28 protein-coding genes are annotated in these 26,083 nt (G+C 61.1%); 19 read left to right on the top strand and 9 right to left on the bottom strand.

Annotated features, from left to right (window positions below):
- Positions 1-31 precede the first annotated feature (31 nt).
- Positions 32-373, top strand: coding sequence for an STAS domain-containing protein (locus tag LNV07_RS09480; protein WP_263570922.1), 342 nt, complete (start codon positions 32-34; stop codon positions 371-373).
- A gap of 14 nt (positions 374-387) precedes the next feature.
- Complete coding sequence (locus tag LNV07_RS09475; protein WP_263570921.1) at positions 388-795, top strand: ATP-binding protein; 408 nt, start codon at positions 388-390, stop codon at positions 793-795.
- Here LNV07_RS09475 and LNV07_RS09470 read toward each other — a convergent pair.
- From LNV07_RS09470 to LNV07_RS09455, 4 genes are all read right to left on the bottom strand, one after another.
- Positions 792-2,768, bottom strand: coding sequence for a bifunctional acetyl-CoA hydrolase/transferase family protein/GNAT family N-acetyltransferase (locus LNV07_RS09470; RefSeq protein WP_263570920.1), 1,977 nt, complete (start codon positions 2,766-2,768; stop codon positions 792-794). The two genes, LNV07_RS09475 and LNV07_RS09470, sit on opposite strands and share 4 nt — an antisense overlap.
- Before the next feature lie 2 nt (positions 2,769-2,770).
- Complete coding sequence (locus LNV07_RS09465; protein ID WP_263570919.1) at positions 2,771-4,642, bottom strand: patatin-like phospholipase family protein; 1,872 nt, start codon at positions 4,640-4,642, stop codon at positions 2,771-2,773.
- Between the two features lie 161 nt (positions 4,643-4,803).
- Positions 4,804-5,019 carry a hypothetical protein gene (locus tag LNV07_RS09460; RefSeq protein WP_263570918.1) on the bottom strand — a complete coding sequence of 72 codons (216 nt, stop codon included), beginning with the start codon at positions 5,017-5,019 and terminating at the stop codon, positions 4,804-4,806.
- Positions 5,020-5,149: 130 nt separating this feature from the next.
- A complete protein-coding gene (locus LNV07_RS09455) occupies positions 5,150-6,430 on the bottom strand; it encodes a cyclic nucleotide-binding domain-containing protein (RefSeq protein ID WP_263570917.1) in 1,281 nt (426 codons plus the stop codon).
- Between the two features lie 116 nt (positions 6,431-6,546).
- On the opposite strand from LNV07_RS09455, the gene LNV07_RS09450 reads away from it, so the two are divergent.
- Positions 6,547-8,118, top strand: a complete 1,572-nt coding sequence (locus LNV07_RS09450) for a thymidine phosphorylase family protein (protein WP_263570916.1) — start codon at positions 6,547-6,549, stop codon at positions 8,116-8,118.
- A 12-nt stretch (positions 8,119-8,130) separates the two neighbouring features.
- Positions 8,131-9,021: a ribose-phosphate diphosphokinase gene (locus LNV07_RS09445; protein WP_263570915.1), complete on the top strand. Its 891-nt coding sequence runs from the start codon at positions 8,131-8,133 to the stop codon at positions 9,019-9,021.
- Positions 9,022-9,127: 106 nt separating this feature from the next.
- Here the strand turns inward: LNV07_RS09445 and LNV07_RS09440 are convergent, their stop codons facing one another.
- Genes LNV07_RS09440 through gpmA form a run of 3 tightly spaced genes read right to left on the bottom strand, consistent with a single transcriptional unit; the run spans position 9,128 to position 11,943 of the window.
- The gene (locus LNV07_RS09440) at positions 9,128-10,369 is read right to left on the bottom strand and encodes an LVIVD repeat-containing protein (protein WP_263570914.1); all 1,242 of its coding nucleotides are present in this window, start codon (positions 10,367-10,369) and stop codon (positions 9,128-9,130) included.
- 2 nt (positions 10,370-10,371) lie between these two features.
- Positions 10,372-11,175: a 2-oxo-tetronate isomerase gene (gene otnI, locus LNV07_RS09435; protein ID WP_263570913.1), complete on the bottom strand. Its 804-nt coding sequence runs from the start codon at positions 11,173-11,175 to the stop codon at positions 10,372-10,374.
- Between the two features lie 24 nt (positions 11,176-11,199).
- Entirely contained in the window at positions 11,200-11,943 is a 744-nt protein-coding gene (gpmA, locus tag LNV07_RS09430) for a 2,3-diphosphoglycerate-dependent phosphoglycerate mutase (protein ID WP_263570912.1), read from the bottom strand.
- A 208-nt stretch (positions 11,944-12,151) separates the two neighbouring features.
- Here gpmA and LNV07_RS09425 point away from each other — a divergent pair, with 208 nt between their 5' ends.
- From LNV07_RS09425 to LNV07_RS09390, 8 genes are all read left to right on the top strand, one after another.
- Positions 12,152-13,393, top strand: coding sequence for a porin (locus tag LNV07_RS09425; protein ID WP_263570911.1), 1,242 nt, complete (start codon positions 12,152-12,154; stop codon positions 13,391-13,393).
- A gap of 13 nt (positions 13,394-13,406) precedes the next feature.
- Positions 13,407-13,841, top strand: a complete 435-nt coding sequence (locus tag LNV07_RS09420; protein ID WP_263570910.1) for a type 2 periplasmic-binding domain-containing protein — start codon at positions 13,407-13,409, stop codon at positions 13,839-13,841.
- Between the two features lie 93 nt (positions 13,842-13,934).
- Positions 13,935-15,413: a methyl-accepting chemotaxis protein gene (locus tag LNV07_RS25440; protein WP_318013708.1), complete on the top strand. Its 1,479-nt coding sequence runs from the start codon at positions 13,935-13,937 to the stop codon at positions 15,411-15,413.
- A gap of 115 nt (positions 15,414-15,528) precedes the next feature.
- The gene (locus LNV07_RS09410) at positions 15,529-15,939 is read left to right on the top strand and encodes a rhodanese-like domain-containing protein (protein WP_263570909.1); all 411 of its coding nucleotides are present in this window, start codon (positions 15,529-15,531) and stop codon (positions 15,937-15,939) included.
- Between the two features lie 2 nt (positions 15,940-15,941).
- Positions 15,942-16,202 carry a glutaredoxin 3 gene (gene grxC, locus LNV07_RS09405; protein WP_263570908.1) on the top strand — a complete coding sequence of 87 codons (261 nt, stop codon included), beginning with the start codon at positions 15,942-15,944 and terminating at the stop codon, positions 16,200-16,202.
- A gap of 107 nt (positions 16,203-16,309) precedes the next feature.
- A complete protein-coding gene (gene secB / locus LNV07_RS09400) occupies positions 16,310-16,780 on the top strand; it encodes a protein-export chaperone SecB (protein WP_263533976.1) in 471 nt (156 codons plus the stop codon).
- Positions 16,781-16,853: 73 nt separating this feature from the next.
- The gene (locus LNV07_RS09395) at positions 16,854-17,879 is read left to right on the top strand and encodes an NAD(P)H-dependent glycerol-3-phosphate dehydrogenase (RefSeq protein WP_263570907.1); all 1,026 of its coding nucleotides are present in this window, start codon (positions 16,854-16,856) and stop codon (positions 17,877-17,879) included.
- Between the two features lies 1 nt (position 17,880).
- Complete coding sequence (locus LNV07_RS09390; RefSeq protein ID WP_263570906.1) at positions 17,881-18,843, top strand: Bug family tripartite tricarboxylate transporter substrate binding protein; 963 nt, start codon at positions 17,881-17,883, stop codon at positions 18,841-18,843.
- Between the two features lie 4 nt (positions 18,844-18,847).
- On the opposite strand, the gene trmL is transcribed toward LNV07_RS09390, so the two are convergent.
- Entirely contained in the window at positions 18,848-19,318 is a 471-nt protein-coding gene (gene trmL / locus LNV07_RS09385; protein WP_263570905.1) for a tRNA (uridine(34)/cytosine(34)/5-carboxymethylaminomethyluridine(34)-2'-O)-methyltransferase TrmL, read from the bottom strand.
- A 31-nt stretch (positions 19,319-19,349) separates the two neighbouring features.
- Complete coding sequence (locus LNV07_RS09380; RefSeq protein WP_263570904.1) at positions 19,350-20,105, bottom strand: ComF family protein; 756 nt, start codon at positions 20,103-20,105, stop codon at positions 19,350-19,352.
- A 22-nt stretch (positions 20,106-20,127) separates the two neighbouring features.
- Here LNV07_RS09380 and LNV07_RS09375 point away from each other — a divergent pair, with 22 nt between their 5' ends.
- From LNV07_RS09375 to LNV07_RS09345, 7 genes are all read left to right on the top strand, one after another.
- Positions 20,128-21,048: a biotin synthase gene (locus LNV07_RS09375; protein ID WP_263570903.1), complete on the top strand. Its 921-nt coding sequence runs from the start codon at positions 20,128-20,130 to the stop codon at positions 21,046-21,048.
- Positions 21,049-21,217: 169 nt separating this feature from the next.
- Complete coding sequence (gene coxB, locus LNV07_RS09370; protein WP_397545543.1) at positions 21,218-22,411, top strand: cytochrome c oxidase subunit II; 1,194 nt, start codon at positions 21,218-21,220, stop codon at positions 22,409-22,411.
- Between the two features lie 39 nt (positions 22,412-22,450).
- Positions 22,451-24,073 carry a cytochrome c oxidase subunit I gene (gene ctaD / locus LNV07_RS09365; RefSeq protein ID WP_263570902.1) on the top strand — a complete coding sequence of 541 codons (1,623 nt, stop codon included), beginning with the start codon at positions 22,451-22,453 and terminating at the stop codon, positions 24,071-24,073.
- Between the two features lie 6 nt (positions 24,074-24,079).
- Positions 24,080-24,196, top strand: coding sequence for a cytochrome oxidase small assembly protein (locus LNV07_RS09360; RefSeq protein WP_263533982.1), 117 nt, complete (start codon positions 24,080-24,082; stop codon positions 24,194-24,196).
- A gap of 10 nt (positions 24,197-24,206) precedes the next feature.
- The gene (locus tag LNV07_RS09355) at positions 24,207-24,833 is read left to right on the top strand and encodes a cytochrome c oxidase assembly protein (RefSeq protein ID WP_263570901.1); all 627 of its coding nucleotides are present in this window, start codon (positions 24,207-24,209) and stop codon (positions 24,831-24,833) included.
- On the top strand, positions 24,830-25,069 hold the full coding sequence (locus LNV07_RS09350) for a DUF2970 domain-containing protein (protein ID WP_263570900.1): 240 nt from the start codon (positions 24,830-24,832) through the stop codon (positions 25,067-25,069). Before LNV07_RS09355 ends, LNV07_RS09350 begins: the two co-directional genes overlap by 4 nt.
- Positions 25,070-25,117: 48 nt before the next feature.
- A complete protein-coding gene (locus LNV07_RS09345; protein ID WP_263570899.1) occupies positions 25,118-26,002 on the top strand; it encodes a cytochrome c oxidase subunit 3 in 885 nt (294 codons plus the stop codon).
- Positions 26,003-26,083 lie beyond the last annotated feature (81 nt).

Raw genomic sequence — 26,083 nt, 5'->3', positions numbered from 1 at the left:
GCGGGCGCCCATCAACTAACAAGGAAGAGCAATGGAACTGGTCATCACTGAAATTGGCGGCACCACAAAATGCGTTCGGCTTGACGGCCGACTCGATGCCACCGGAGCCGATCAAATCGGGGTTCGGTTCACGGCGTCCACCGCCGCCACCGGGCAGCACGCCATCATCGATTTGGCCGCCGTGCCCTTCATTGCATCAATGGGTATTCGTTTGTTGATCTCCAGCGCCCGCGCGTTGCACGCGAAGGGCGCCAAGATGGTGTTGTTCGGCGCCCAAGAAATGGTGCAAGACCTGCTGGAGCAGGCCGCCGTTGATCAGATCATTCCGCTGGTGGCGACCGAACAACAAGCGCTTGATCTTCTTCAAGCCTAAACCGTGCCGCTCGAATGTTGAGCCTGTCCCTGCCGAATCGACTGGAGTCGCTCGAAACGGCCCGCTTGGCCTTGCTGGCCTATCTGGCCCCCCAGGCATTGCCGGCCAAGGTCTTGTTCAACTTGGAACTGGTGCTGGAAGAGAGTTTGATGAACGTCTGCTTGCACGCCTTCAAGGATGCCGGCCTGCACCAGATCGACTTCAGCGCCTGGGCGGATGAGCAGTCGGTGTATCTTCGTTTCGAGGACGAGGGCATCGCTTTTGACCCCGAGCAAGCGGCCGAGCCCGTGATGCCGGCGTCCATCGCCGAGGCTTCGCCCGGTGGCTTGGGGCTGATGCTGGTACGCAAACGGGCCCAGTCGGTGAGCTATGTCCGTAGCGAAGGGCGTAATCGATTGACGATTACCTTGGCCCGCCGCTAGAGCAAGCTGGTGATCTTCACCGATGAACCCAGGCTCTCGATCTGCACGTTGTCGGCCAGGCCGCGCGCCAGCTTGATCATGTGCTCATTGGTCGACAGCACCTCGGCCACAAAACCGCGCACACCGCGTGCCTTGGCATGCTCACTCATTCTTTGTTGAAGCAGCGCTCCCAGGCCTTGACCTTGCCAGTCGGGATGCACCATGAAGGCGGTTTCGGCCAGATTGGTGCTGGGGTCGACCATATACATCGCGTGGGCGACGATCTTCGGGTTCTCGCGCGTGCCGACGCAGGCCACCATGCCGACCTCGGTCTCCGAATTCAAATTGCATAAACGCTGCACATCGCGGCTGGAGAGGCCGCGCAGGCGCCGGAAAAAGCGCGTGTAGATGTCGTGTTCGGGCAATTGGTGGAAGAGGCCGCGGATCGCGTCGCCGTCGTTGGGGCTGGCCGGGCGCAGCAAGACCGGGCGCTTGTCCTTCAACTGCAGCTGACGCTCTTCCTCGACTGCATAGGCCTGCAGATTGCGCAGCGTTTGATCGGCCGGGATATAGCCCAGGCTTTGCGCCTGCTCGAACAAGGCCTGGCGAGCATCCGGGTGGGCGATCTGAATCATCGCCACCGCGCGTTCGCGGATCGATTTGCCGAACAAATAGGCGATGCCGTATTCGGTGATCACGTAATGAACATCGCTGCGCGGGATCGCCACGCCCTCGCCGGCCAGCAGGGCGGAGCGGATGCGCGAGCTGTGACCGTCTTCCTCGGTCGAGGGCAGGCAAATGATGGCCTTGCCGCCGGGCGAGCGCGAGGCGCCTTGCAGGAACTCGGCTTGGGCGGCCACACCGCTATAGAAATCGCCCTGGAACTGGTCGACGCAGACTTGCCCCGTCAGGTCAACCGCAAAGGCCTGCGTCACCGACACCAGCTTGTGCTGCGAGCCCAGCGTCCAGGCGTCGCAGACGGCCTCGATCGGCTGGAAGGAGAACATCGGGTTGCGGTCGATCAGATCGTAGAGGCGCCGTGAACCCATCGCGAAGCTGGTGACGATCTTGCCGCGTTGATTGCTCTTGCGTTGACCGGTCAGAATGCCGCGCTCCAGCAGCGGGATGATGGCGTCGGTGATGACGTCGGAATGGATGCCCAGGTCTTGGCGGTCGCTCAAGTATTTGAGTGCCTCGTTGCTGAAACGGCCCAGGCCGATTTGCAGCGTCGAGCCGTCATCGATGATGCTGCCGATGTAACGCGCTATCTTCTCGACCACCTCGGTCTGCTGGGTCATGTGCAGGTATTCGATCACCGGCGTGTCGCCCGGCACCAAATAGTCGATTTCGCCCACATGCAGGGTTGAGTCGCCCATGCTGCGCGGCATATGGGGGTTGACCTCGGCAATCACCAGCCGCGCCTTGGCCACGGCGGCCGGCGAGATGTCGACCGACACGCCCAAAGACACATAGCCGAATTCGTCCGGCATCGAGACCTGGATCAACGCCACATCGACCGGGATGCGGCCGATGGCGATCAGCTGCGGCACCCTTGCGATCGAGATCGGTACATAGTCGGCCGAGCCTCGTTTGACCGCTGCGCGCATGTCTTGGCCGACGAAGAAACAGCGGTGATGGTATTTGGTCTGCGGCACGCCGTTCGCGTCATGCTGGACGGCCCGGTCGGTCAAGAAATGCAGCAGCTCCACATCTTGTGGCGCCGGTGAGAGCGCCTCCATTGCAGCTACCAGACTGCGCGGCGTGGCGCAGGCGGTGCCGACGAAAACATGATCACCCGGCTTGATGTGGCCGACCGCCATCTGGGCCGTGCAGATTTTTTCGGCGCAGGCGGCCAAGCGTGGATCGATGGCCGATTCGGCCTCTTGATCACTTTTGCTGGTCGAGCTGAAGCGCTGCTGCCAGGCCTGGGCCAAGCGGCTCAGCAGGCTCGCTGCGGAAGGCGTTCCGGCATCGCCGGCATGATTGTTTGCCATCTCTAAACTCCTGTTGAGGTCGAACTGGCTGCGGCTGCGTCGGCATCGAGAACCGCGCAGGCATGCTCGTAGCCGAGCTTGACCAGTTCGTCAAAGCGGCTCCATTGCAGCATGCCGATGCGCTGCAAGGGCGGGTTGAAATAGAGGTCGATCAGTTGGCGAACCTGCCGCTGGCGCGAGGTGCTGTAGAGCACGGTGACGTTCATCAGCAGCGCCGACAGCGCCGGTAAGCGATAGCGGCGTTTGGCGCGTGGGCGCAGTTGGTCGCGCAACAACGCCAGGCTGCCGGGCACCTCCTCGAACTCGAAGCGGCGCGGCTTGTTGGAGCCTAAGTCGACGCCGATCACCCGCCCTATGCCCCAGCGTCCGCGCATCACATCGGCGGGCAGATTGTTGAAGGTGCCGCCGTCGCAAAGCAGGTCGCCGTTCAGGATGACGGGCGGCAGCGCGCCGGGGATGGCCACGCTGGCCAGCAGGGACTTGAGCAGCGAGCCCTGATCCAGCAACTGCTCACGGGCTTGCGAGTAGTTGGAGGCGATGCAGAAAAAATTCTTCCAAAGATCCTCGATCTGAGCGGCATGGCCGGTCAACTCGGTGATCGAGTGTTCGACCACGCGGCGCAGGCGCCGGCCGCGTATCAAAGAGATCATCGGCAACCAATTGAAGTCGCCGGTCGGATTGGCGGCGAAGGCGCTCTTGGCCGAGGCAGTCACCAGATCCAGCGGCCGGTCCGTGCCGACCAGCGCCGCCATCACCGCGCCAATGCTGGTGCCGCCGACCAGGTCGATCTCGATATTGCGCTCGAGCAGGGCGCGGTAAATACCGATATGTGCCAGGCCTCGCGCGCCGCCGCCGGCCAGCACCAGGCCGACGCCGTTGCGGCTGACCAGGCGCGCCAAACGGGTCATGTCGCGCGGCAATTGCGGGCGGATATGGACATGATCTGCCAGCGGCCGGCGCGCCAGCCAGGCCAAGGTGCCCTGCGGGGATTGGCGCTCCTGCGGATGCAGCAAGACCAGGATTTCGCTCGCATCGGTGCGCGGCGGCCGGCTGATCAGGCATTGAACCTCGATCGGGTGCAGTTGGGCCTCTTGGTCTGCGTCGGCCAGCAGCAGTAATTCGTCACAGTGGCGGCAGCAGCGTTCGGTCCAGGGGGTGGGGCCACTGTCGCTGATCAACAGCACGAAGTCGTGCTCGGACTCGATCTGATCCAGATGAACCGCAATGCGGCGGGTGGCGGCGAAATCCGAGCGCGGCCGCTCGCAGATCGCCGGGTCCTCCAGATCGACGCCTATGCTTTGCGGCGACACCACGGCAATACGGCCCATGCCGGCGAGCTGCCGCGCTAGTTCAGCGGCGAACCCGGCGAGATCGACGTTGGTGGTGATGGGCAGCAAGCCGATGGTGACCGGCTTGTCCGGGATGGAGCGCGAGCCTTCGGTCTTGAGCCTGAGGATGATTTGTCGGGTCAGCGCAATCGAGACCTGCTCGCTGATCGAGAGCAGTTGCTTGAAGCGATCTTTGGCCAAGCGCACCAGCACCGAGTCGCGAATGGCCACCAGGGTGGCCGAGCGAGGCTCGTCGGTGAATAGGCTCATCTCGCCGACGACCTGACCACGGCCAATTTCGCGCACCACGCGGGTATCACCGAACTCGTTCGTAATGTAGGTGCGCAGCCGTCCGCTGAGCAGCAGGTACATGGCGTCGCCGGGATCGCCTTGCGTCATCAAGGCCTGGCCGGCCGCAATTTCAACCCATTCCAAATGTTGAAGCAAGACTTCAACCGACTGGGGTTCGATGTCGCCTAGCAGCGCAGGCAGATGCCGGCGCAGCAGGGTGTCTAGATGTTTGGGATGCTCGGTGAACTTTTGCATAGGGCGCCGCACGCGCTGGACAGAAATTGGTCAGCCAAAATACCAGGAAAATCATCCCAAAGGCTGGCCGAATTCTGCTGGTATTCCCTTGGGCGTCGCAGTTTTTTGTCGAAGCCGCTTGCCTTCTATGCTTGCCGGTAAAGTTCGAGCGAATCGAAAGTTCAACGGGCCTCGGCTTGGTCTGCAAGCCTGGTCTTGTTGCTGGCTTCGCAAAGCCAGGCGACGGCGATATCGGTGTCGCGGAAATCCTCCCCCGTCGTGCGCGTGATTCCTGCGCCGGCATTGCCGAGCCTCGGCGCGCCTGGTACCCAGCGAGGGTCTTTGGCCGCAGACGGCTTGTCAATCATTGCGGCAATGCGCTTGAACATCATGTTCATATCAGAGCTCCTTCGCTTTGCGCCTGTCAGGTGACGCTTGACGTCACTATCGACGCTATGCCTGCTGGGAGTTCTGAAGATTGTGTGAAACAGTGGCCGGTCGTTCGGCCGGTTGCAGCAGTTTGCGACCCTACTCGAGCCGGGCTTCGAAGCGGTAACCATGGCCCGCCACCGTGCCTATCAACTCGCGGCCCAGCACCCGCCGCAGCGTGGCGATCTGGACCGAGATATTGTTCTCCTCAACCACCAGACCGGGCCAAACCCGGTCCAGCAATTCACCCTTGGTCACCAGCCGACCCGGGCGCTCAAGCAGCGCTTGCAGCAGGTCCAGCGCACGTGTGCCGAGCGGCACCTCGATGCCCCTGTCCAGCAGCCGACGTTCCCGCAATTGCAGCTCGAAACGGCCCATGTCCCCGCTCGCTCCGAAGCGCCAAGTGGAGGGCAGGAGCGGGCTGTTGCTATTGCCTTGGGTGTGGCGATTGATTCGTTCGGCCAATTTGGCGATGTCGCGGTCCAGCCCGATTTGGAGTTCCAGATGGAAGCGGGTCGGCCGACAAGCCAACCAGGCTCGCACAACCCGGGGCGAGGCTGCGGCCTTGGCATGCAGCAGCAGCAAGGTTTCGTGGGCGCCGGTGGAGGCGGGCCGGCGCTGCAACAGCGCATGCTCGGTCGGGTGCAAAGCGGGCACTTGCGCGGCGTCGGCAATCAGCAAGAGTTCGTCGCAATGGCGCGCGCAGCTTTCGGTCCAGCGGCTGGGCCCAGAGTCGGCCAGCAGCAGCACATAGTCGTGGCTGGCTTCGATTTCTTCCAACTCGGCATCCGTCACCGGTTGCGCAACCGTCGCCACGCGCGAGCCGATGCTCAGATGGCCGGCCAATGTGGCCGCCAATGCGCTGAGGTTGACCCCGGCGCTGATGGGCAGCAGGGCGATGGTGGCCGACAGCTGGTGGGCCACGGCCGAGTTCTCGGTGCGCAGGCGTTGAATGATTTGCCGGGTCAACACCAGTGAAGCATGTTTGTTGTTGGTCAGCAGTTGCTCAAACTCCGCCCTGCCCAGGCGCACCAGCACCGAATCACGGGCGGCGACCAAGGTCGCCGAACGGGGTTCGTTGGTATACAGGCTGATCTCGCCGACCACTTGGCCGCGGGTGATTTCGCGCACCATGCGTTGCTCGCCGCTACCTTGGGCCTCGGCAATATAGGTGCGCAGTCGGCCGCGCAGCAATAGGTACATCGCGTCACCGGGTTCGCCTTGGCGCATCAAGGTCTGGCCGGCCGGCAACTCGACCCATTGCAATGACTGGCGCAGCAAATCCAGCGTAGCTTGGTCGATGTCGCCCAGCAAGGCCGGCAGATGACCCATCAAAAGGTCATCAAGAGGATGCTTGGGAAGCTCGGAAACCAGGTGCATGGCAGGCAGTGAATGAGGTTTTTGGCGGGACTGAAGCAACAACATAGCATGAAACTTTTCCGTTCCGGCCGAGCTGGCAGGAAGGAGCGGCAAGCGACCTCCGCTACAGTCTGCGCATGAACGGGCAGACCAAGATCTCACTCAGCATCCGCCGCATCGGCATCGACACCTGGCGCGAAAACGTCGCTTACTTGCATCGCGATTGTCCGGTGGTGCGGGCGGCCGGGTTTCAGGCACTCTCCAAGGTGGAAATTCATGCCAATGGGCATGTGATTCTGGCGGTCTTGAATGTGGTTGACGATGAGTCCATCGTCAGTGCCTGTGAATTGGGCGTCAGCGAGGACGCGTTCGCCCGGCTGGGCGTGGCGCATGGCCATACGGCCAGCATTGCGCATGCCGAGCCACCGGCTTCGATTGCGGCGCTGCGCCGCAAAATCAATGGCGAGCGGCTGGCCAAAGACGATTTGTTCGCGATCATTCGGGATGTGGCGCAGGCGCGCTATTCCAAGATCGAGTTGGCCGCCTTCGTGGTGGCGACCAATCAATACGAGTTGGACCGCGAGGAGGTCTTGCATCTGACCGAGGCAATGATCGCGGTAGGCCGCAAGCTGGATTGGCATGCCCAGGTGGGCGCCGGCCCGGTGGTCGACAAGCATTGCATCGGTGGCATCCCCGGCAATCGCACGTCAATGCTGGTGGTGCCCATCGTCAGCGCCCATGGCATGCTTTGCGCCAAGACCAGTTCGCGCGCGATCACCTCGCCGTCCGGCACCGCCGACACCATGGAGATGCTGGCCACGGTGGAGCTGAGCTTCGAGCGCATGGTGAGCATCGTCAAGGAAACCCGGGCCTGCCTGGTTTGGGGCGGTACGGCCGATTTGTCGCCGGCCGATGACATCCTGATCTCGGTCGAACGGCCGCTGGCGATCGACTCGCCGGGCCAGATGGTGGCGTCCATCCTGTCCAAGAAAATTGCCGCCGGCTCGACTCATCTGGTCTTGGACATTCCGGTCGGACCAAGCGCCAAGGTGCGTTCGATGCTGGAGGCGCAGCGGCTCAAGAAGCTGTTCGAATATGTGGCCAGCCACCTGCGTTTGCAACTCGATGTAGTGCTCAGTGATGGCCGCCAGCCGATCGGCCGGGGCATCGGCCCGGTGCTGGAGGCTCGGGACGTGATGCAGGTGCTGCAGGGTGAGCCGGGCGCACCGCAGGACCTGCGCCAAAAGGCGCTGCGACTGGCGGGGCGGATGATCGAGTTCGACCCCGATGTGCGCGGCGGCGAGGGTTACAACATCGCTCGCGACATTCTTGACTCCGGCCGCGCGCTGGCGCAGATGAATGCCATCATCGACGCACAGGGCCGGCGTGCCGAAATGCCGGCTGTGGGCGGCTTGACGACCGAGATCAGGGCGGCCGGCGAGGGGCTTGTGATCGCCATCGATAACTTGCGAATTGCACGCATTGCTGGTCTGGCGGGAGCGCCACAAGTTCCCGGTGCGGGGCTGGATTTGGTGAAGAAGTTGGGCGAAACGGTGCGTTCCGGTGAGCTCCTTTATCGTATTCACGCCAAGTACGAGGCAGACTTGCAGTTTGCCCTGGCCCATGCCGAAAAGGAATCGGGCTACCTCATTGGCACCGCCGATCAATTGCCGCATGAGTTCGCCAGTGGCGCGATGTTCTCTCTTTGAAAAATGATTTCCATGACCTCAAACACAATGCTGCTGGCCTTTGATGATGAGCGCGCCTTGGCGCTGGAGTTGGCAGAGGCACTGAATATGCCCTTGAGCTTTATCAGCCGACACCGCTTCCCGGACGGCGAAATGCGTTTGGTGCTGCCGACGCCGCTGCCGGAAACGGTGTTGATTCTGCGTGGCCTGCAGCAGCCGAATGACAAGTTGGTTGAGCTGATGATTGCCGCGCCGACCTCGCGTGAACTCGGCGCCAAGCGCTTGGATCTGCTCTCGCCCTACCTGGCCTATATGCGCCAAGATATGGAATTCACGCCCGGCGAGGCGGTCAGCCAACGCCATATTGCGCGGCTCTTGGCCAATCACTTCGATCATGTGCTGACCATAGACCCGCATTTGCACCGCATCAATAGCCTCGACGAGGTGATGCCCAAAGGCTGTGGCTTGACCCTATCGGCGGCGCAGTTGCTGGGCGAGTGGGTGGCACGCCAAGTGCCGGGTGCATTGCTGATCGGGCCGGACGAGGAATCGGCGCAATGGGTCAGCGAAGCGGCCAAGGCCGGCGGCTTGCAGCATGCGATAGGCAGCAAGGTGCGCCTGGGTGACCACCAAGTCACGCTGGCCTTGCCCGATGTGGACGTCAGTGACCGGGCCGTGGTCTTGCTCGACGATATGGCCTCGACCGGACGCACGCTGATCGGCTCGGCTCAGCAACTGCTGTTGCGCGGGGCCAGTTCGGTCGACGTAGCTGTTACGCACGCGCTCTTCAATGGCGAAGCGCTGGCGAATTTGAAGGACGCCGGCGTGCGCCATGTCTGGAGCAGCAACTCGGTCGCCCATGCCAGCAATGCGGTATCGGTGGCCACCCTGTTGGCCGAGGGTTGGCGCCAGTTGGGAGGCTGAGAACTTTTTACGGTGCGTCCGCCTAGCCTGACGGCCGCTCGCTACAACAGGACGTTTCAGCGAAGCTAAGAGTTCCCAGCCTTTGAGTTGAAGTGCCGGCCTTGTTTCAAGGCGTGCCGATTTGAATCAGCTTGAAACCCTCATTGATGTCGCTGCAGATCATCCAGGGTTGGCCCGGAAATTTGTAGACGCCCCAGCAGCCAATCAGGCCCGGCCCGCTATTGGGGTTGGTGTCCACATGCAGCGTTTGTCTGGGGGCCGCGGGGTCATTGAGGTCAAAAACCGCAGCGCCGGCGGTGTAGTGACTCAGATAGGCCATATTGCCTTCCATGATGACGTTATGCGGGGTGGCATCGCCGACCTGAAAGCTGGAAACTGGTGTTGGCTGGGCATTGCCATTGAGTCGCCAGACCCGCGCAGGCAAGCCGTTCGGAAGTTCCTCGGTGGTGACCACGATGCTGCCGTCGCCACTGGGCCAGATATTGTGGGCGAAATGACCGGCCCCGACCGTCCAGCGCACCATCAGCTTGGGGTTTTGCGGGTCCTTCACGTTCCAGGCCGAAAAGCTGCTCTCGTTGCCCTCGGCGACGTAACAGTAGTCACCCACGGCCGTCATGTCATGGATGCTGTGACCCTGGTTGAAGGTGCTGATGTAGCGCGGATTTTCGGGGTCGGTCTTGATGTCCCAGATTTCGACCGACCCATGGCCGACATCGCCGACCGGGTGGCTGGGTTTGGCGGCCGCCGACAAAGCCCGGCGCATGGCGCCAGCATCCGCGGGGTCAGTTCCCGTCGGTGCGGCGAGGTTGGTCTCGCGCTGCAAATAGAGCAGACCACGGGCGCTGTCGATGTCGACGGTGTGGGCCGCGAGTTCGCCGTCGTGCGGCGTGACGCTCTTGACGTAGCGCACCGAGGCAGGCAGGCCGCCTAGATCCAAAATCATGATGCCGCCGCGCACATTGCTGTGCTCGGAGACGATGTAGGCATGCGAACCATAGACGCGCATCTCGCGCCAGTAGATGCCGGGATGCCTAGTGTCGGTCGGGCCGTCGACCTCATCGACGACACGGGGTTGCGTCGGGTCGCGCAGGTCCAGCACCAGCACGCCCTTGGCCGTGCCCATGATGGCGTAGCGATTGCCGTCGGGCCCGGTGTATCCCCAGGTGCCGGCCACGCCGGTGCGGGCGACGCTGCCGACGAGCTTGCCGCCTTGTGCGATTGGCGGCGGTAAGGGATCAGCGCTGGCTGCCGTACCCCCGCCGCCGCAGGCGCTCAGCGCGATAGCGAGGCTCAGCATCACGGTGTAGAGCGTCACGCTGCTGCGAATTTCCTTGGCCTGGGTCTGCATTGTTATCCTTTGAATTGGCCGGCGCCGAACCAAGGTTTGAGCCAACCCAGGCCTTCGCGCGTGCCGGCTCTGGGCCGGTACTCGCAGCCAACAAAGCCGCTATAACCCAGTTCGTCGAGTAATCCTAACAGACCATCCACGCGGAGCTCGCCTTGGTCCGGCTCATGCCGATCCGGTACGCCTGCCAGCTGCACATGGCCCAGCACGCCTCGCGTGATGGCTTGCCTGAGCTTGTTCGTCACATCGCCTTCACTGATCTGGCAGTGATAGGCGTCGAACTGCAAGCGCAGATTGGGGGCTGCGATGGTTTCGATCACCTTCAGGGCCTGAGCCTGGCCGCAGAGGAAGTAGCCGGGCATGTCGCGCCGGTTGATGGGCTCGATGCAAATGTCCACCGCTTGCGCCCGAGCTCGCTCGGCGGCCCACGCTAGGTTGTCGAGGTAGTTGGTTTGCAATGCGTTTGGGCTCGCATCTTCGGGCTGAATGCCGGCCATCACATGGATACGCGAACAGTTCAGCGCGGCCGCGTAGTCGAGCGCCCGATCCAGCCCGGCCCTGAACTCGGCCTGCCGTCCGGGCAGGCAGGCCAGGCCGCGCTCGCCGGCCGCCCAGTCGCCGGGCGGGGCATTGAACAAGGCTTGGCTCAGGCCGTGGCGGAGCAGGCAATCGGCCAAGGCGGCGGGCGGGTATTCGTAGGGGAAAAGAAACTCGACCGCCTTAAAGCCGTCCGCAGCGGCAGCCTTAAAGCGGTCAAGAAATGCATGCTCGGTGTAGAGCATGCTGAGGTTGGCGGCAAAGCGAGGCACGGCGTACCCGGCAATGCCTTGGGCTCAGGCCTTACCTTGGCTGGCCACGGCCGCAGCAGCCTTCGCGGCGGCTTCCGCGTCACCCAGGTAATAGCTCTTGATCGGCTTCAGGTTGGCGTCCAACTCATAGACCAGCGGGATGCCGTTGGGGATGTTGACGCCGACGATGTCGTTGTCACCGATCTCGTCCAGATACTTGACCAGGGCGCGGATGCTGTTGCCATGGGCGGCGATCACGACGCGTTTGCCGAGCTTGATGGCCGGCGCCACGCTGTCGTTCCAGAACGGCATCACGCGCTCGACCGTGTCCTTTAGACATTCGGTCAAGGGGATGTCGAGCGGGTTCATCTTGGCGTAGCGGATGTCGCTGCGCTCGCTGCGCACATCGCTAGGTTCCATCGCCGGAGGCGGCGTATCGTAGGAACGGCGCCACACCAGCAACTGCTCGTCGCCATATTGCTTGGCGATATCGGCCTTGTTCAAACCTTGCAGTGAACCATAGTGGCGCTCATTCAGGCGCCAACTGTGGACAACCGGCAACCATGTGCGATCCATTTGGTCCAGACAATGCCAAAGGGTCCAAACTGCACGCTTGAGCATCGAGGTGTAGGTGATGTCGAAGTCCAGCCCCGCCTCTTTGAGCAGGCGTCCGGCCTGTTTTGCCTGCTCCACACCGGTGGGGGTCAGGTCTACATCGGTCCAGCCGGTGAAACGGTTTTCGAGGTTCCAGGTCGATTCGCCATGGCGAATGAGCACGAGTTTGTACATGGAATGTGATCTTCAGAGTGGCCGCCCAATTGGGCTGTGGCGGATTCTATCGGTGCGCCGTTGGGACTCTGGGTCGGCTTTTCGAGCGATTGAATCGAAAGAAAGATTACAGACTTGTTACGTTCGGTCGATATGACGATCAATGTCGTGGGCGGCTTTCGCATGTCATGCGTGTGATCGCCTGGTTAACAATAGAAAAGGAAAAAATATGAAGAGACTGACTTTGGGCTGCTTGTCGCCGCTGGCGCTGGCTGTTTTGGGCGTCGGAACACAGGCCCAGGCGCAAGAGCCGGCCGCAGCAGATTCGATCTTCTCGCTCTCGGGCTTTGCTACGGCGGGGGCGGTCGGCACCAACTCCGATGAGGCACTTTACGTCGTGTCCGGTCAGCCGCGAGGCGCCTCCAAGTCCTGGAGCGGCGGCGTGGACACCAAGCTCGGCGTGCAGGTCAATGCCAAGCTGAATCAGATGTTTTCGGCCACCATGCAGGTGCTGTCCAAACAAAATGGCGACGGCAGCTACAAGCCCGAGATTGAATGGGCGTTTGCCAAGGCCCAGTTCAGCCCGGCCTTGTCGATTCGCCTGGGTCGCATGGGTGCGCCCTTCTTTGCGGTGTCGGATTTCCGCGACGTCGGCTATGCCAATACCTGGTTGCGCCCGCCGCAAGATGTGTACGGACAGGTGCCGGTCAGCCACTTCGACGGCGGTGACGTCAACTATCAAACCAATTTGGGGTCCGCAACGGCGAACCTGCAGGTTTTCGCAGGCAAGTCCAAGTCAGTGTTCGAAGGCGTTGATGTCTCGATGGACAACATGATCGGCTTCAGCGCCTCGGTGGAGTTGGATGGCGGTATCACCTTGCGCGCCGGCTATGTCGATGCCAAGTTGACGGTGGCCAGCGCCTCGCTGAATCAATTGGTCGGCATTCTACGAAAAGTGCCGGTACCCGGCGCCGCAGCGGCCGGCAACCAGATGGATGCGACCGACAAGAAGGCCACTTTCACCGGTTTCGGTGTCACGCTCGACCGCGATAACTGGCTGGCAATGGCCGAGTACACCATGAGGCGGACCGACTCCTATGTGCCCGATACCGACGGTTGGTATGTAACGCTGGGCTATCGTCTGGGTAAGTTCACGCCCTATGTGACGATCTCCGACCTCAGCCAGAAGTCGAGAAATGTCGACAACAATATCCCCGCAGGTGTGCCGATTCCTGGTTTGACCGCAGATCTGAAGGGCTTGGTGGATGGGACTTTGCGTTCGCAGAGCAACCAGCAGAAAACCAATGCTGTGGGTGTGCGCTGGGATGCCTACCGCAATGTGGCGGTGAAGGGACAGTACGAGCAAATCAAGGCGGATGGCCCCGGCCTCTTCTCCTCGCCGTCGGCGGCCTTTATTGCCGGCAAGAACACGGTCAACGTCTACAGCGTGGCTGTGGATTTCGTGTTCTGAGTGGGAGGATCGCATGAAAATTAACTATCAAATCTTCGGTGGACTGGTGGTCGCTTCGACTCTGTTTTTGTCCGGCATGGCTCAGGCACAAGTGGCCGTAATCGTCAATGCCAAGAGTCCCACGGCCACGATGACGGCGGATCAAGTCAGTGCCATTTTCTTGGGCAAGAGCAATGCCTTGCCCAGTGGCGCCGCAGCGCTGGCGACCGACCTGCCCGAATCGGCCGCTGCTCGTGAGCAGTTCTACAGCAAGGTGACCGGCAAGCAAGCGGCGCAGGTCAAGGCGGCTTGGTCGCGCTTGGTATTTTCCGGCAAGGCCACCCCGCCCAAGGAGTTGGCCACCGCCGCCGATGTCAAGAAGTTCGTTGCCGCTAACCCGGATGCGATCGGTTATATCGAAAAATCGGCGGTCGATGCCAGCGTCAAGGTGGTCTTGAGCGTAGACTGATTTTTCACCTAGGGCCTAGGTGCGCCGGCAATGCTTGGCGCACCGATACAGGAGAAGCGAATGAATGTGAGAACGAGAATCTGGCTTCTGCCAGTGTTTGCTGCATTGATTTTTGCGGTCGGCATCGCCGTTGTGTGGGTATTTTCGGCACGCACATCATCGGCCATCAATGCTGTCGACCAGGTGCACTACCCCTTTGTTGATGCCACATCCCAAATGGGCGCGCAGATGGATGCATTGGGGGCGACGATTCAAAGCGCGGTGGCCGAGGGCGAGAAGAAGCGCCTCGACGAGGCCAATGAGCGCGCCGTAAATATTCGCAAATTGCTCGAAGCGATTGCTCGCATTGACGGCAAGGCGGAGACGGCGAGTAAGCTCAAGGTGTCGTTTGAGGCTTACTTTGCTGCCTCGGTCGAAACGGCGCAGTTGTTTTTGGGCATCAAGCAAGGCGATCAGGCCGGTGCAATTCCAAAGATGCAGGCGGCGCTGAAGGTCTTTGAGGCCGATGTCGCCAAGGCCAGACGCGATGCGAGCGAAGGTTTTGACAGCGGGCTGAAGAGTGCCGATGCGGGCGTTTCAGCAAGCTTGGCGGCGATTTTGATCAGCGGCTTGGTGGTGGTGGTGGCCTTGGGCTTCGGCTCCTTCTTGGTCATTGGCAGTGTCTGGCGGCAGTTGGGCGGTGAGCCCGAATATGCCCGCGATGTGATGCGACTGATCGCTTCCGGTGATTTGTCGCAGTCGATCACGGTGGCGCCGGGCGCCGATGACAGTCTGCTGGGCGCGGTACGAGATGTTTCGCAAGGCCTGGCCGCCATCGTCGCCAATGTGCGCTCTGGCACCGATTCGATGTCGGTGGCGTCGAGAGAAATTGCGGCCGGCAACCATGACTTGTCGATGCGTACCGAGAAGCAGGCAACTTCGCTGGAACAGACCTCCAGCAATATGCAAACCCTCACCGACACCGTGCGTCAAAGCGCCGAAGCGGCGGCGCAGGCGAATCAGCTGGCGGGTTCGGCGGCCACGGTGGCACGCAAGGGCGGCGAAGTGGTCAGCCAAGTGGTCACGACCATGGACGAGATCAACACCAGCTCCAAGAAGATCAACGACATCATCGGTGTGATCGATGGCATCGCGTTTCAGACCAATATCCTGGCCTTGAACGCGGCGGTGGAAGCCGCCCGGGCGGGTGAGCAGGGGCGCGGATTTGCGGTGGTGGCGAGCGAGGTGCGCTCGCTGGCTCAACGTTCCGCCGAGGCGGCCAAAGAGATCAAGTCTCTGATCGGCGCTAGCGTTGACCGGGTTGAAACCGGCAGCCGCTTGGTGCAGAACGCCGGCAGCACGATGAACGAGATCGTCGCCAGCGTGCAGCGGGTGTCGGACATCATCGGCGAGGTCACCGCAGCCACCGGCGAGCAGAGTCAGGGCATTGGTCTGGTCAATCAGTCGATCACTCAGTTGGACCAGATGACGCAGCAGAATGCCGCTTTGGTGGAGCAGGCAGCAGCGGCGGCCAGCAGCCTTGAGAGCCAGGCTCAGACCTTGCAAACGGCGGTCGCGACCTTCAAGCTCTGAACCGCAAATCTTGACATTCAAGGTCATTTCCTGAGGCCCGCCGGCATACCGGCGGGCCTTTTTCTATAATCACGGCCTTTCCGCCTCTTTCTCCTTCATTAACCGGACGCCCCCTTTGAAATTCTTGCTCGATAACTGGATTCTGGTGTTGGCCGCGTTGACGTCCGGCGCCCTGTTGCTGTGGCCCACTTTGGTGAACAGCAGCCAAGGAGCGGCGCTGTCGCCGGCCGAGGCGGTACGCCTGCTCAATCGCGAAAAGGCGGTGGTCATCGACGTTTGTGAGCCGGCCGAGTTTGCCGCCGGTCATGTCGCCGGTGCCCGCAATATCCCCTTGGAAGCGCTGGAAGGGCACAAGTCCTTGCCGTCCAACAAGACCCTGCCCTTGGTTGTTTTGTGCAAGAGCGGGGCGCGGGCGACCCGAGCGGTCGCGACGCTGCGCAAGCTTGGTTATGAAAATGCCCAGGCCCTGGCTGGCGGGCTGAATGGCTGGCGCGAAGCCAATCTGCCGGTCGAGAAGAGCGCCTGAGCATGCAAACCGTCAAGATGTACACCACCCAAGTCTGCCCTTATTGCGTGCGGGCCAAGGCCTTGCTGAAGCAGCGCGGCGTCGAGCAGTTGGTCGAGGTGCGGATCGATCTGCATCCGGCCGAGCGAGACGCGATGGTGGCCCTGACCGGCCGCCGCTCGGTGCCGCAAATCTTCATCGGCGACACCCATGTCGGTGGTTGCGATGATTTGATCGCGCTTGACCAGCGCGGCGGCCTGCAGGCCTTGTTGCAAGCGTCCTAATTTCAAGAGGGGGAAGCCCCCGGCGAATGGTCATAAACGCTAGGCGATAATTGCCGGCGCTGCCCTCAGCAAGAGTTGCCGGGCCTCACTCAAATTTGAAAGCAATCATGTCCGAAGAGAACAACATCCCCAGCAACGCCCCCGTGTTCCAGATTCAGCGCATGTATCTGAAGGATCTGTCGCTTGAGCAGCCAAACGCGCCCCAAATCCTGTTGGAGCAGACGCAGCCGCAGGTTGACATCAATCTGGCCTTGTCGGCCGAGCCCGTGGCCGAAGGCGTGTTCGAGGTCTGCGTGACCGGCACCGTCACCACCAAGGTCGGCGAGCGCACCTTGTTCCTGATCGAAGCCAAGCAAGCCGGTATCTTCGAGATCCGCAATGTGCCGCAAGAGCAGGTCGAAGGCATCTTGGGCATCGTTTGCCCACAAATGATTTACCCTTATCTGCGCGCCATCGTGTCGGACGTTTGCACCCGTGCCGGTTTCCCGCCGGTGCTGCTGACGGAAGTCAACTTCCAGGCCATGTTCGAAGCCCAGCAAGCGCAGCGCGAAGCCGCTGCCTCGCCAACGCTGAACTAATTCGTCCCCGCATGCAACGCGCCCCACGCTGCTTCAGGCAGCCGGGGCGCGTACTTTTTTGTCGAGCAAGCCTATGAAGATCAGCGTTTTGGGGGCCGGCGCCTGGGGAACGGCCTTGGCCATACAGGCCAGCGCGCGCCATGATGTGATGCTGTGGGCGCGCGATGCTGCCGCGGTCGCCGTGATGCGCGCATCGGCACGCAACACGCAATATTTGCCCGAGGCGGTGTTGCCTGCTGCGCTGCGGATTGAAGCCGATTTGGCCGCCGCCGTGGCCCATGCCACGCAAGATGATGAGGGCCTGATCGTGGTGGCCACGCCGATGGCCGCGTTGCGCGGCATGTTGGCCGGCTTGCCTGACGGCGCCCGGGTGCTGTGGCTGTGCAAGGGTTTTGAGGCCGGCACCGGCCTGCTGGGGCACGAGATTGCTCGGGAGGTGCAGCCGCGCCTGCGCGCGGGCATTTTGTCGGGGCCGAGCTTTGCCCAGGAGGTCGCGGCGGGCCAGCCGACTGCCCTGGTCGCGGCCAGCGAGGACGCCGAGCTGGCGCTGGCCGCTGTGGCGGCTTTTCACAGCGAGCGCCTGCGCGTCTACACCTCGGTCGACCCGGTCGGTGTCGAGGTCGGCGGCGCGGTCAAAAACGTGATGGCGATTGCGGTCGGCACGGCCGACGGTCTGCGCCTGCGAGCCGAGCGGATCGGCGTGATCGGTGATGCACCCGGCTTGAATGCCCGTGCCGCCTTGATCACGCGGGGTTTGGCGGAGATGCTGCGCTTGGGGTTGGCGCTGGGTGCGCGCAGCGAAACTTTTATGGGCTTGTCCGGCATGGGTGACCTGGTGCTGACCGCAACCGGCGATTTGTCGCGCAATCGGCGCGTCGGCCTGTTGCTGGCCGAAGGTTTGCCGCTGGAGAAAATTCTGCACGATCTGGGTCATGTGGCCGAGGGTGTCTACAGCGCGCCGACGGTGTTGGCTCGGGCGCAGCTCAAGGGTGTCGACATGCCCATCACCGCGGCGGTGGTGGCGGTGCTGGAGGGGCGGCTGAGCCCGGTGGCTGCGGTTGATTTGCTGATGGGTCGGCAGGCCAGGTCCGAGCACTGAGATGCGGCGGCGCGAGCTTGTCGGTCTGGGCTTGGCGGGCTTGAGCTTGCCGTTGCTTGGGGCGGCTTGGCCGCAGCGGCCCATCAAGCTGCTCGTGCCTTTTCCGGCCGGCAGTTCGCCCGACTTGATCGCGCGTGTAATTGCCGAGCCCTTGGCTGCCGCGCTGGGTCAAGCGATCGTGATCGACAACCGGCCCGGTGCCGGCGGCAATATTGGCACCGGCATGGTGACCAAGGCGGCGCCCGATGGCTACACCTTGCTGTTCACCACGCAAGGGCCATTGACGGTGGCGCCGCTGCTGAGCCGACGCCTGTCTTATGAGCCCTTGCGGGACTTGGCCGCCATAGGCGTGGTTGCGACCTCGCCCAATCTGCTGGTGCTGGATGCGCGATTGGGAGTGAGTAGCGTCAGCGATTTTGTGCGCTTGGCCAAGGCACGCAAGGGTGGTCTGAATTACGCGAGCATAGGCAACGGTAGCGCGGCCCATTTGGCCATGGAGGACTTCAAGGCGCGCGCCGGCATCGAGCTGACTCATGTGCCCTATCAAGGCTTTCCGCAGGTTGTCAATGCGCTGCTGGCCGGCGAAGTGCAGGCGGCCTTCATGGTGCCGGCGATGGCGATGCCGCAGGTGCGGGCGGGCAAATTGGCTGCACTTGCGGTGACGAGCTTGGGGCGCTCGGCCGCCTTGGCGGAGTTTCCGACCTTGGCGGAACAGGGCTTTGCGGGTTTTGAGGCGCAATCCTGGCAAGCCTTGCTGGCGCCGGCAAAGACGCCGCCGGAGGTCATCCGGACACTCTCGCAACTGCTGATGGGAATCGTACGCAGCGATGAAATGCGCGCCCGGCTGTTAACTCATTATTTCAGCGCATCCGCGACGACCCCTGAGGGTTTGGAGCAATTGATGATGGTTGACCGCAAGAAATGGGCCTTGCTCATCAAACGCGCCGGTATCCAGGCCGAATAGGCCTTCAAATTCCACCCGCATAGCCGTTCTGCCGCCAGGCCTCGAAGATGGCCACCGCCACGCTATTGCTCAAGTTGAGGCTACGTTGCTCGGGCAGCATGGGCAGGCGCACGCGTTGCGCTGGCGCGAATTGCTCGCGCACGGCCGGCAGCAGGCCGGCGGTTTCGGAGCCGAAAACGAAGTAGTCGCCGGCCCGCCATTGGATTTCTGAAAATGGCCGACTGCCCTTGGTGGTAAACGCAAACATGCGCTCTGGCTCGGGCTGCTGCTGGGCCATGAAGGCGGCCCAACTGGCGTGCCGGTGGACGGCGGTGTATTCGTGATAGTCCAGCCCGGCGCGTTGCAGCAGGCGGTCCTCCATCAAAAAGCCCAGCGGCTCGATCAGGTGCAGGCTGCAGCCGGTATTGGCGGCCAAGCGAATGATGTTGCCGGTATTCGGTGGAATCTCTGGTTGCACCAGCACGATATGGAACATGGAATCTTTGGGTCTTGTTGGGAAAGGCCGCTTAGTCGACGGCGGAATCGGGTGTCCTTGCCACCACCCAGGCTTGCACATTGGCCACTCCGGCCTTGCGCAATACGCGGGCGATTTCAAACAAGGTCGCGCCGCTGGTCATTACATCATCGAGCAAGACCACATGGCTGCCACGCAATTCTGCCGCGCGTATGGGGTTGACGGCAAAAGCTCGCCGCACGTTGGCGGCACGCTCGGCCAGCGGCAACTGTGCTTGCTGGGCGCTGTTGCGAACCCGCAGCAGCAGGTCGGGGTCGCAGTGCAGCTTGCGGTGCCGGGCCAGCGTGCGCGCCAATTCATAGCTCTGGTTGTAGCCTCGCTCCCGCTGCCGGGTCTCTGTGAGGGGTACGGGCAGCAGCCAATCCGGTGCTTCGGCGCCGGCCATGCCGAGGGCTTGGTTGAGGCGCTCCAGCAGGGTTTCACGCAACTCGATCGCTTGGTGAAATTTGTAATGCTGCAGCAGTCCGTCCCAGGGGAATCCGTAGTCGAGTGCGGCAATCGTGCGGTCCAGCGGTGGCGGCTTGCGCAGGCAGGCGCCGCACTTGGCCTCAAGACGCCCGGCAAGCGCCGGGCTTAAGCGCGCGGCACAGGTCCAGCAACGCGGAGTCGGCCGGGCATAACGCAGCAGGCACTCGTCACAGACATGCTGTTTGCACCAGGCCCGGCAGACCGCACATTGGCCCGGGCAACGCATCAAGACCCGTTCTACCGCGTTGGGTCGAGGGGGTGCCAGGGCTCGCTCGGACATGGCTTCAATATACTGCCCGCCAATGTCTGCCTCGTCATCCCCCCCTAAGAACGAAGCCGCCGGACCGCGTGAAGTGGATGCCGCGGCCCTTGCCCGCCATATGCGCCGCTTGGCGCAGGCAGAAACGCCGCCTTGGCTGCATCTCGAAGTGGCGACGCGCATGGCCGAACGGCTGCCCATCATCAAGCTGCAGCCTCGCCGAGTGTTGCAGTGGTCGGCCTTTCTGGGTGCGGCCGGGGCTTTGCTCGGCACCACCTATCCGCAGGCCGAACAGGTCTGCGTCGAGCCTTCCGCGCTCTTGCTTGCCCGCAGCGAGGCGGGCCAAAAGCGCGCCTGGTGGCAGGCTTTGCGCGGCGATGCGGTAGTGGCCGTGGAAGCCGCCGAGGCCGTCGCGTCGGGGCGGGCAGAGTTGGTTTGGGCCAATATGTGTCTGCACATCAACACTGATTTGCCGGCTGCCCTGGCCGCGTGGCATGCGGCCTTGGCGGTTGATGGCTTCGTGATGTTCTCCTGCCTCGGCCCCGATAGTTTTGTTGAATTGAGGCCCATCTTCGAGCGCATGGCATGGGGCAAGACCGCGCCGGAGTGGTGGGATATGCACGACATCGGTGATGTCATGGTGGGTGTGGGTTTCGCCGATCCGGTTATGGATCAAGAACGGATTACCTTGACCTGGTCGGATGGCAATGCCTTGCTGCGGGATCTGCGTGCGCTCGGCGGAAATATGGCTCCAACCCGATTCAAGGGTCTTCGGGGTCGCGCTTGGCGGCAAAAATTATTGAACGAGCTGGAGAGCTTGCGGGCCGCAGACGGGCGCTTGAGATTGAGCCTGGAAGTGGTCTATGGCCACGCGTTCAAGCCCAAACCAAGAGTGCAGCTTACTGCTGAAACCAGCTTCTCTCTTGAGGAGATGCGAGCGATGGTTCGCAGATCGGGTGCATGACGTGCCGCAAAGACCACAAAGCAGTGATGGCGGTAGGCTAAAATATTTAATTAGTCAACATTTGACCCCGTAGTCTAGGGTCAGGACTTGCCGGCAGGCTTGAGTTGGCTCAAATTGCGAGCTGAAACCGCGGCTTCCCAGAATTGAATTAGAAACAAGAGTGACGACCATGAAAATGATGAACGCACGAGTGCATCAGGCCGCGCGCCGTTTGGGGCAAGTGGGGCAATTGGCACTTGCGGCCGGTGCAACGCTGGCGACGCAAGTGGCCTTGGCGGTGAATGATCTGCCGGGCGGCCCGGCCGTCAATCAGCTCAACCTGCATCCTCCGGTGACCAAAATCGCAGTCGACCAAATTTGGCTGCACAACTTCATGATGATCATCTGTGTGCTGATCTTCGTGGCCGTTTTTGGCGTGATGTTTTATTCGATCTTCAAGCATCGCAAGTCCAAGGGTGCGGTGGCCGCGAATTTCCACGAAAGCGTCGCGGTCGAGATCGCTTGGACCATCGTTCCGTTTGTGATCGTGATCTTGATGGCCCTGCCGGCGACCAAGGTGGTGGTCGCCATGAAGGACACCACCAATGCCGATGTCACCATCAAGGCGACCGGTTATCAGTGGGAATGGGGTTATGACTATCTGAAGGGCGAGGGCGAAGGCATCGGCTTCATCTCCGCATTGGACGCGGGTCAGCGCGAGATGTCGGACTCCGGCAAGCCTGCCGGTGATGACTACTTGTTCCGCGTCGACCATCCGCTGGTGGTGCCTGTTAACAAGAAGATCCGCATCATCACAACCGCGAATGATGTGATTCATGCCTGGATGGTGCCGGCTTTCGGCGTCAAGCAAGATGCGATCCCCGGCTTTGTGCGCGACACCTGGTTCAAGGCCGAAAAGGAAGGCAACTTCTACGGTCAATGCGCCGAGTTGTGCGGCAAAGAACATGCCTATATGCCCATCCACGTGAAGGTGGTTTCGGCCGCCGAGTACACGCAATGGGTCAATGAACAGAAGAAGGTCATGGCCGCCAAGGCCGATGATCCGAGTAAGGTCTGGGAGTTGCCGGCATTGGTCGCTCGCGGCGAAAAGGTCTACAACACCAATTGCGCTGCGTGCCACAAGGCCGACGGCAAGGGTGCGGGTCCGATCAAGCCGCTTGATGGCGCCGCCGTCGTGCTCAGCGACGACAAGCTCAAGCAAGTCGCGGTGGTCTTGAACGGCCAAAATCAAAACACCATGCCGTCCTGGAAACAGCTCAGCGATACGGATCTCGCTGCTGTGATTACCTTCACCAAAAACAGCTGGTCGAACAAGACCGGCCAATTGGTGCAGCCCGCCGAAGTCCTGGCAGCGCGCAAGTAGGCGCCTGAACGTCAAACAAGCATCGAATAAGGAAACAACATGAGTGCAGTGCTTGACCATCACGGTCACGACGTTCATGACCACCACGATCATCACGCCCCAAAGGGCTGGCGTCGCTGGGTGTTCGCTACCAACCACAAGGACATCGGTACCCTGTACCTGCTGTTCTCATTCACGATGCTGATGATCGGCGGCATCTTGGCGCTGTGTATTCGCGCCGAGTTGTTCCAGCCGGGTCTGCAGTTCTTCAATCCGGAGCTGTTCAATCAGTTCACCACCATGCATGGCCTGATCATGGTGTTCGGCGCCATCATGCCGGCCTTCGTCGGTTTTGCTAACTGGATGATTCCACTGCAAATCGGCGCCGGGGACATGGCTTTCGCGCGCATGAATAACTTCAGCTTCTGGCTGTTGATTCCGGCCGCACTGATGCTGGTCGGGTCCTTTTTCATGCCGGGCGGCGCACCCGCTGCCGGCTGGACGCTCTACGCACCGTTGACGCTGCAGATGGGTCCGTCGATGGACGCCGGCATTTTTGCCATGCACATCATGGGTGCCTCGTCGATCATGGGCTCGATCAATATCGTTGTGACGATTTTGAATATGCGCGCTCCTGGCATGACGTTGATGAAGATGCCAATGTTCTGCTGGACCTGGCTGATCACGGCTTATTTGCTGATCGCAGTGATGCCCGTCTTGGCCGGTGCAATCACCATGACGCTGACCGACCGCCACTTCGGTACCTCCTTCTTCAACCCTGCCGGCGGCGGTGACCCGGTGATGTATCAGCACATCTTCTGGTTCTTCGGCCATCCCGAGGTCTACATCATGATATTGCCGGCCTTCGGCATCGTCAGCCAGATCGTGCCGGCCTTTGCTCGCAAGAAGTTGTTTGGCTACGCTTCGATGGTCTATGCCACCGCATCGATTGCGATCCTGTCCTTCATCGTTTGGGCACACCATATGTTCGCCACCGGCATGCCGGTGACGGGTCAGTTGTTCTTCATGTACGCAACCATGTTGATCGCGGTACCTACCGGCGTGAAGATCTTCAACTGGGTGGCGACGATGTGGCGCGGTTCGATGACGTTCGAGTCACCAATGTTGTGGTCGGTGGGCTTCATCTTTGTGTTCACGATGGGTGGTTTCACTGGTTTGATCCTGGCGATGGCTCCGATCGACATCCAGGTGCAAGACACCTACTACGTGGTGGCGCATTTCCACTATGTGCTGGTCGCTGGTTCACTCTTCGCGATGTTCGCTGGCTACTACTACTGGGCACCGAAGTGGACCGGCGTGATGTATCCGGAATGGAAGGGCAAGTTCCACTTCTGGGGCTCGCTGATCACATTCAATATCACCTTTTTCCCGATGCATTTCTTGGGCCTGGCCGGTATGCCGCGCCGTTATGCCGACTATCCAATGCAGTTCACAGACTTCAATGCGATCGCATCGGTCGGCGCTTTCGGCTTTGGTTTGATGCAGGTCTGGTTCTTCTTGTTTGTGGTTCTTCCCATGATGCGCGGCAAGGGCGAAAAGGCCCCGCAGCAGCCATGGGAAGGTGCCGAAGGTTTGGAGTGGGAAGTGCCGTCACCGGCGCCGTTCCATACCTTTGAGGAACCGCCAAAGCTGAATGCCTCGGCCACCAAGATCATTGCTTGAACGAGCATGGCAGTCACTCCTGAACAACAGAAAAGCAATCGGCGCTTGGCGCTGATTCTGCTTAGCGTTGCGATCGTGTTCGGCGTTGGTTTTGTCAGCAAGATCATGCTGTTCGGTTTCTAAGTTAATGAGCATGAAGACCGACACCTGGACGTTTGCAGCAGCCTTGCGCAGGGATAACCTGCACTTGGTGGGCAAACTTGTCGTGGTGACGGCCTTGATGTTCGGCTTTGGCTATGCCTTGGTGCCGCTGTACCGAGCCATATGCACGGCGCTCGGGGTCAATGTGCTTTCTTTGTCCGAGCGCGCGCATGCGGTGCGGGCGGAGGATGTCAAGAACACCCAGATCGACTACAGCCGTAGCATCGAGATCGAATTTGACGCCAATTCGCGTGGCCCTTGGGAATTCAGCCCGGCGACCAAGCATTTGACGGTGCATCCGGGCGAATTGACGACGGTGATGTATGAGTTTCGCAATGTGCAAAACAGGACGATGTCTGCACAGGCGATTCCCAGCTATGCACCCAAGCAAGCGACTGCGCATTTCAATAAGTTGGAGTGTTTTTGCTTCAATGAATACACCTTGCAACCAGGTGAGTCCAAGCGCTGGCAGGTGGTGTTCGTGATCGATCCCAAGTTGCCCAAAGACGTCAAAACCATCACCTTGTCCTACACCTTCTTTGAGGTGGCTGGTAAGGGGGTGAAGAAGACGGCAGCGGTGCCTCCGTCGAGCCATTCCTTGAAGGGGTCGGCGTCATGAAGGCCGGCGAAGATTTGAAACAAGCCGCGGTTCGGCCTCTGTCGTTTGTGCAAACGATGAGGGCCGTGGCGTGGTCGTTTTTCGGCGTGCGACGTGGCGCCGATTATGAGAAAGATGTGGCCCAGTTGAATCCGGTGCATGTCATCATTGCCGGGATTGCTGGGGCTGTTTTATTCGTGTTGGTGTTGGTGATGCTGGTCCAATGGGTCATTGGCAGCGGTATCGCCGGTACCTAGATTCGATCAAGCGTCATCAGGACTGAATTTAGTTCGAGGAGAAGAGTTATGTCGGCAGCGACCACCACGGGCAAGACCCCTTATTACTTTGTCCCGGCGCCATCACGGCATCCGGTTATGGCCGCCATCGGCCTGTTCTTCGTGATCCTCGGCGCCGGCCAATGGATCAATGACCATCAATGGGGTGCCTACTCCTTGGGCTTTGGCCTGCTGTGGTTTGCTGTCGTACTGACGCAATGGTTCAGCCAGGCGATTGGCGAGAGCGAGAGTGGCCAATACAGCGACCGCATCGATTTGTCCTACCGCTGGAGCATGGGCTGGTTTATCTTCTCCGAGGTGATGTTCTTTGCCGCCTTCTTCGGCGCTTTGTATTGGGCTCGCGTGCATTCGGTGCCGATGCTGGGTAGTTTGGAAAACTCACTGCTGTGGCCGGATTTCAAGGCCTTGTGGCCAAGCGTCGCTGCCGGAGCAACGGCTGCGCCCGCGGGAACGGTTGAGCCTTTCAGCACCATGGGTCCTTGGCCGCTGCCGACCATAAATACTGCATTGCTGTTGACTTCGGGCGTTACGCTGACGATCGCTCACCATGCTCTGATCGCAGGCAATCGTGCCAAGACGATCGGCTTTATGTGGATGACGGTGCTGTTGGGTGTGACGTTCTTGACCTTGCAAGGTATCGAATATCACCATGCCTACACCGAGTTGAATCTCAAGCTCAACTCGGGTATCTACGGCTCAACCTTCTTTATGTTGACCGGTTTCCATGGCTTCCACGTCTTTGTCGGCATGTTGATGCTGCTGTTCATCACGCTGCGCTTGCAGAAAGGCCACTTCACCAAGGACCGGCATTTCGGTTTCGAGGGTGCGGCTTGGTACTGGCACTTTGTGGACGTGGTTTGGTTGGGCCTGTACGTGATTGTCTATTGGATGTAAAGCTTAGGGGGCCAGTGGCTCCCCTGCAAAAAGAAAGCGCCGCGGTCAGCGGCGCTTTTTCCTTTTGGTGTGGCGCTCGGC

The organism is Roseateles oligotrophus (genome assembly GCF_025717515.1).
GTDB lineage: Bacteria > Pseudomonadota > Gammaproteobacteria > Burkholderiales > Burkholderiaceae_C > Paucibacter_A > Paucibacter_A oligotrophus.
Note: the sequence above shows the minus strand (reverse complement) of the source record. Positions and strands in the feature narration are given on the sequence as shown.

Bases quoted from the DNA above. Each gene is read 5' to 3' on its own strand.
- LNV07_RS09480 (WP_263570922.1), top strand. From the start codon at position 32: ATGGAACTGGTCATCACTGAAATTGGCGGCACCACAAAATGCGTTCGG.
- LNV07_RS09475 (WP_263570921.1), top strand. From the start codon at position 388: ATGTTGAGCCTGTCCCTGCCGAATCGACTGGAGTCGCTCGAAACGGCC.
- LNV07_RS09470 (WP_263570920.1), bottom strand. From the start codon at position 2,768: ATGGCAAACAATCATGCCGGCGATGCCGGAACGCCTTCCGCAGCGAGC.
- LNV07_RS09465 (WP_263570919.1), bottom strand. From the start codon at position 4,642: ATGCAAAAGTTCACCGAGCATCCCAAACATCTAGACACCCTGCTGCGC.
- LNV07_RS09460 (WP_263570918.1), bottom strand. From the start codon at position 5,019: ATGAACATGATGTTCAAGCGCATTGCCGCAATGATTGACAAGCCGTCT.
- LNV07_RS09455 (WP_263570917.1), bottom strand. From the start codon at position 6,430: ATGCACCTGGTTTCCGAGCTTCCCAAGCATCCTCTTGATGACCTTTTG.
- LNV07_RS09450 (WP_263570916.1), top strand. From the start codon at position 6,547: ATGAACGGGCAGACCAAGATCTCACTCAGCATCCGCCGCATCGGCATC.
- LNV07_RS09445 (WP_263570915.1), top strand. From the start codon at position 8,131: ATGACCTCAAACACAATGCTGCTGGCCTTTGATGATGAGCGCGCCTTG.
- LNV07_RS09440 (WP_263570914.1), bottom strand. From the start codon at position 10,369: ATGCAGACCCAGGCCAAGGAAATTCGCAGCAGCGTGACGCTCTACACC.
- gpmA (WP_263570912.1), bottom strand. From the start codon at position 11,943: ATGTACAAACTCGTGCTCATTCGCCATGGCGAATCGACCTGGAACCTC.
- LNV07_RS09425 (WP_263570911.1), top strand. From the start codon at position 12,152: ATGAAGAGACTGACTTTGGGCTGCTTGTCGCCGCTGGCGCTGGCTGTT.
- LNV07_RS09420 (WP_263570910.1), top strand. From the start codon at position 13,407: ATGAAAATTAACTATCAAATCTTCGGTGGACTGGTGGTCGCTTCGACT.
- grxC (WP_263570908.1), top strand. From the start codon at position 15,942: ATGCAAACCGTCAAGATGTACACCACCCAAGTCTGCCCTTATTGCGTG.
- secB (WP_263533976.1), top strand. From the start codon at position 16,310: ATGTCCGAAGAGAACAACATCCCCAGCAACGCCCCCGTGTTCCAGATT.
- LNV07_RS09395 (WP_263570907.1), top strand. From the start codon at position 16,854: ATGAAGATCAGCGTTTTGGGGGCCGGCGCCTGGGGAACGGCCTTGGCC.
- LNV07_RS09390 (WP_263570906.1), top strand. From the start codon at position 17,881: ATGCGGCGGCGCGAGCTTGTCGGTCTGGGCTTGGCGGGCTTGAGCTTG.
- trmL (WP_263570905.1), bottom strand. From the start codon at position 19,318: ATGTTCCATATCGTGCTGGTGCAACCAGAGATTCCACCGAATACCGGC.
- LNV07_RS09380 (WP_263570904.1), bottom strand. From the start codon at position 20,105: ATGTCCGAGCGAGCCCTGGCACCCCCTCGACCCAACGCGGTAGAACGG.
- LNV07_RS09375 (WP_263570903.1), top strand. From the start codon at position 20,128: ATGTCTGCCTCGTCATCCCCCCCTAAGAACGAAGCCGCCGGACCGCGT.
- coxB (WP_397545543.1), top strand. From the start codon at position 21,218: ATGAAAATGATGAACGCACGAGTGCATCAGGCCGCGCGCCGTTTGGGG.
- ctaD (WP_263570902.1), top strand. From the start codon at position 22,451: ATGAGTGCAGTGCTTGACCATCACGGTCACGACGTTCATGACCACCAC.
- LNV07_RS09360 (WP_263533982.1), top strand. From the start codon at position 24,080: ATGGCAGTCACTCCTGAACAACAGAAAAGCAATCGGCGCTTGGCGCTG.
- LNV07_RS09355 (WP_263570901.1), top strand. From the start codon at position 24,207: ATGAAGACCGACACCTGGACGTTTGCAGCAGCCTTGCGCAGGGATAAC.
- LNV07_RS09350 (WP_263570900.1), top strand. From the start codon at position 24,830: ATGAAGGCCGGCGAAGATTTGAAACAAGCCGCGGTTCGGCCTCTGTCG.
- LNV07_RS09345 (WP_263570899.1), top strand. From the start codon at position 25,118: ATGTCGGCAGCGACCACCACGGGCAAGACCCCTTATTACTTTGTCCCG.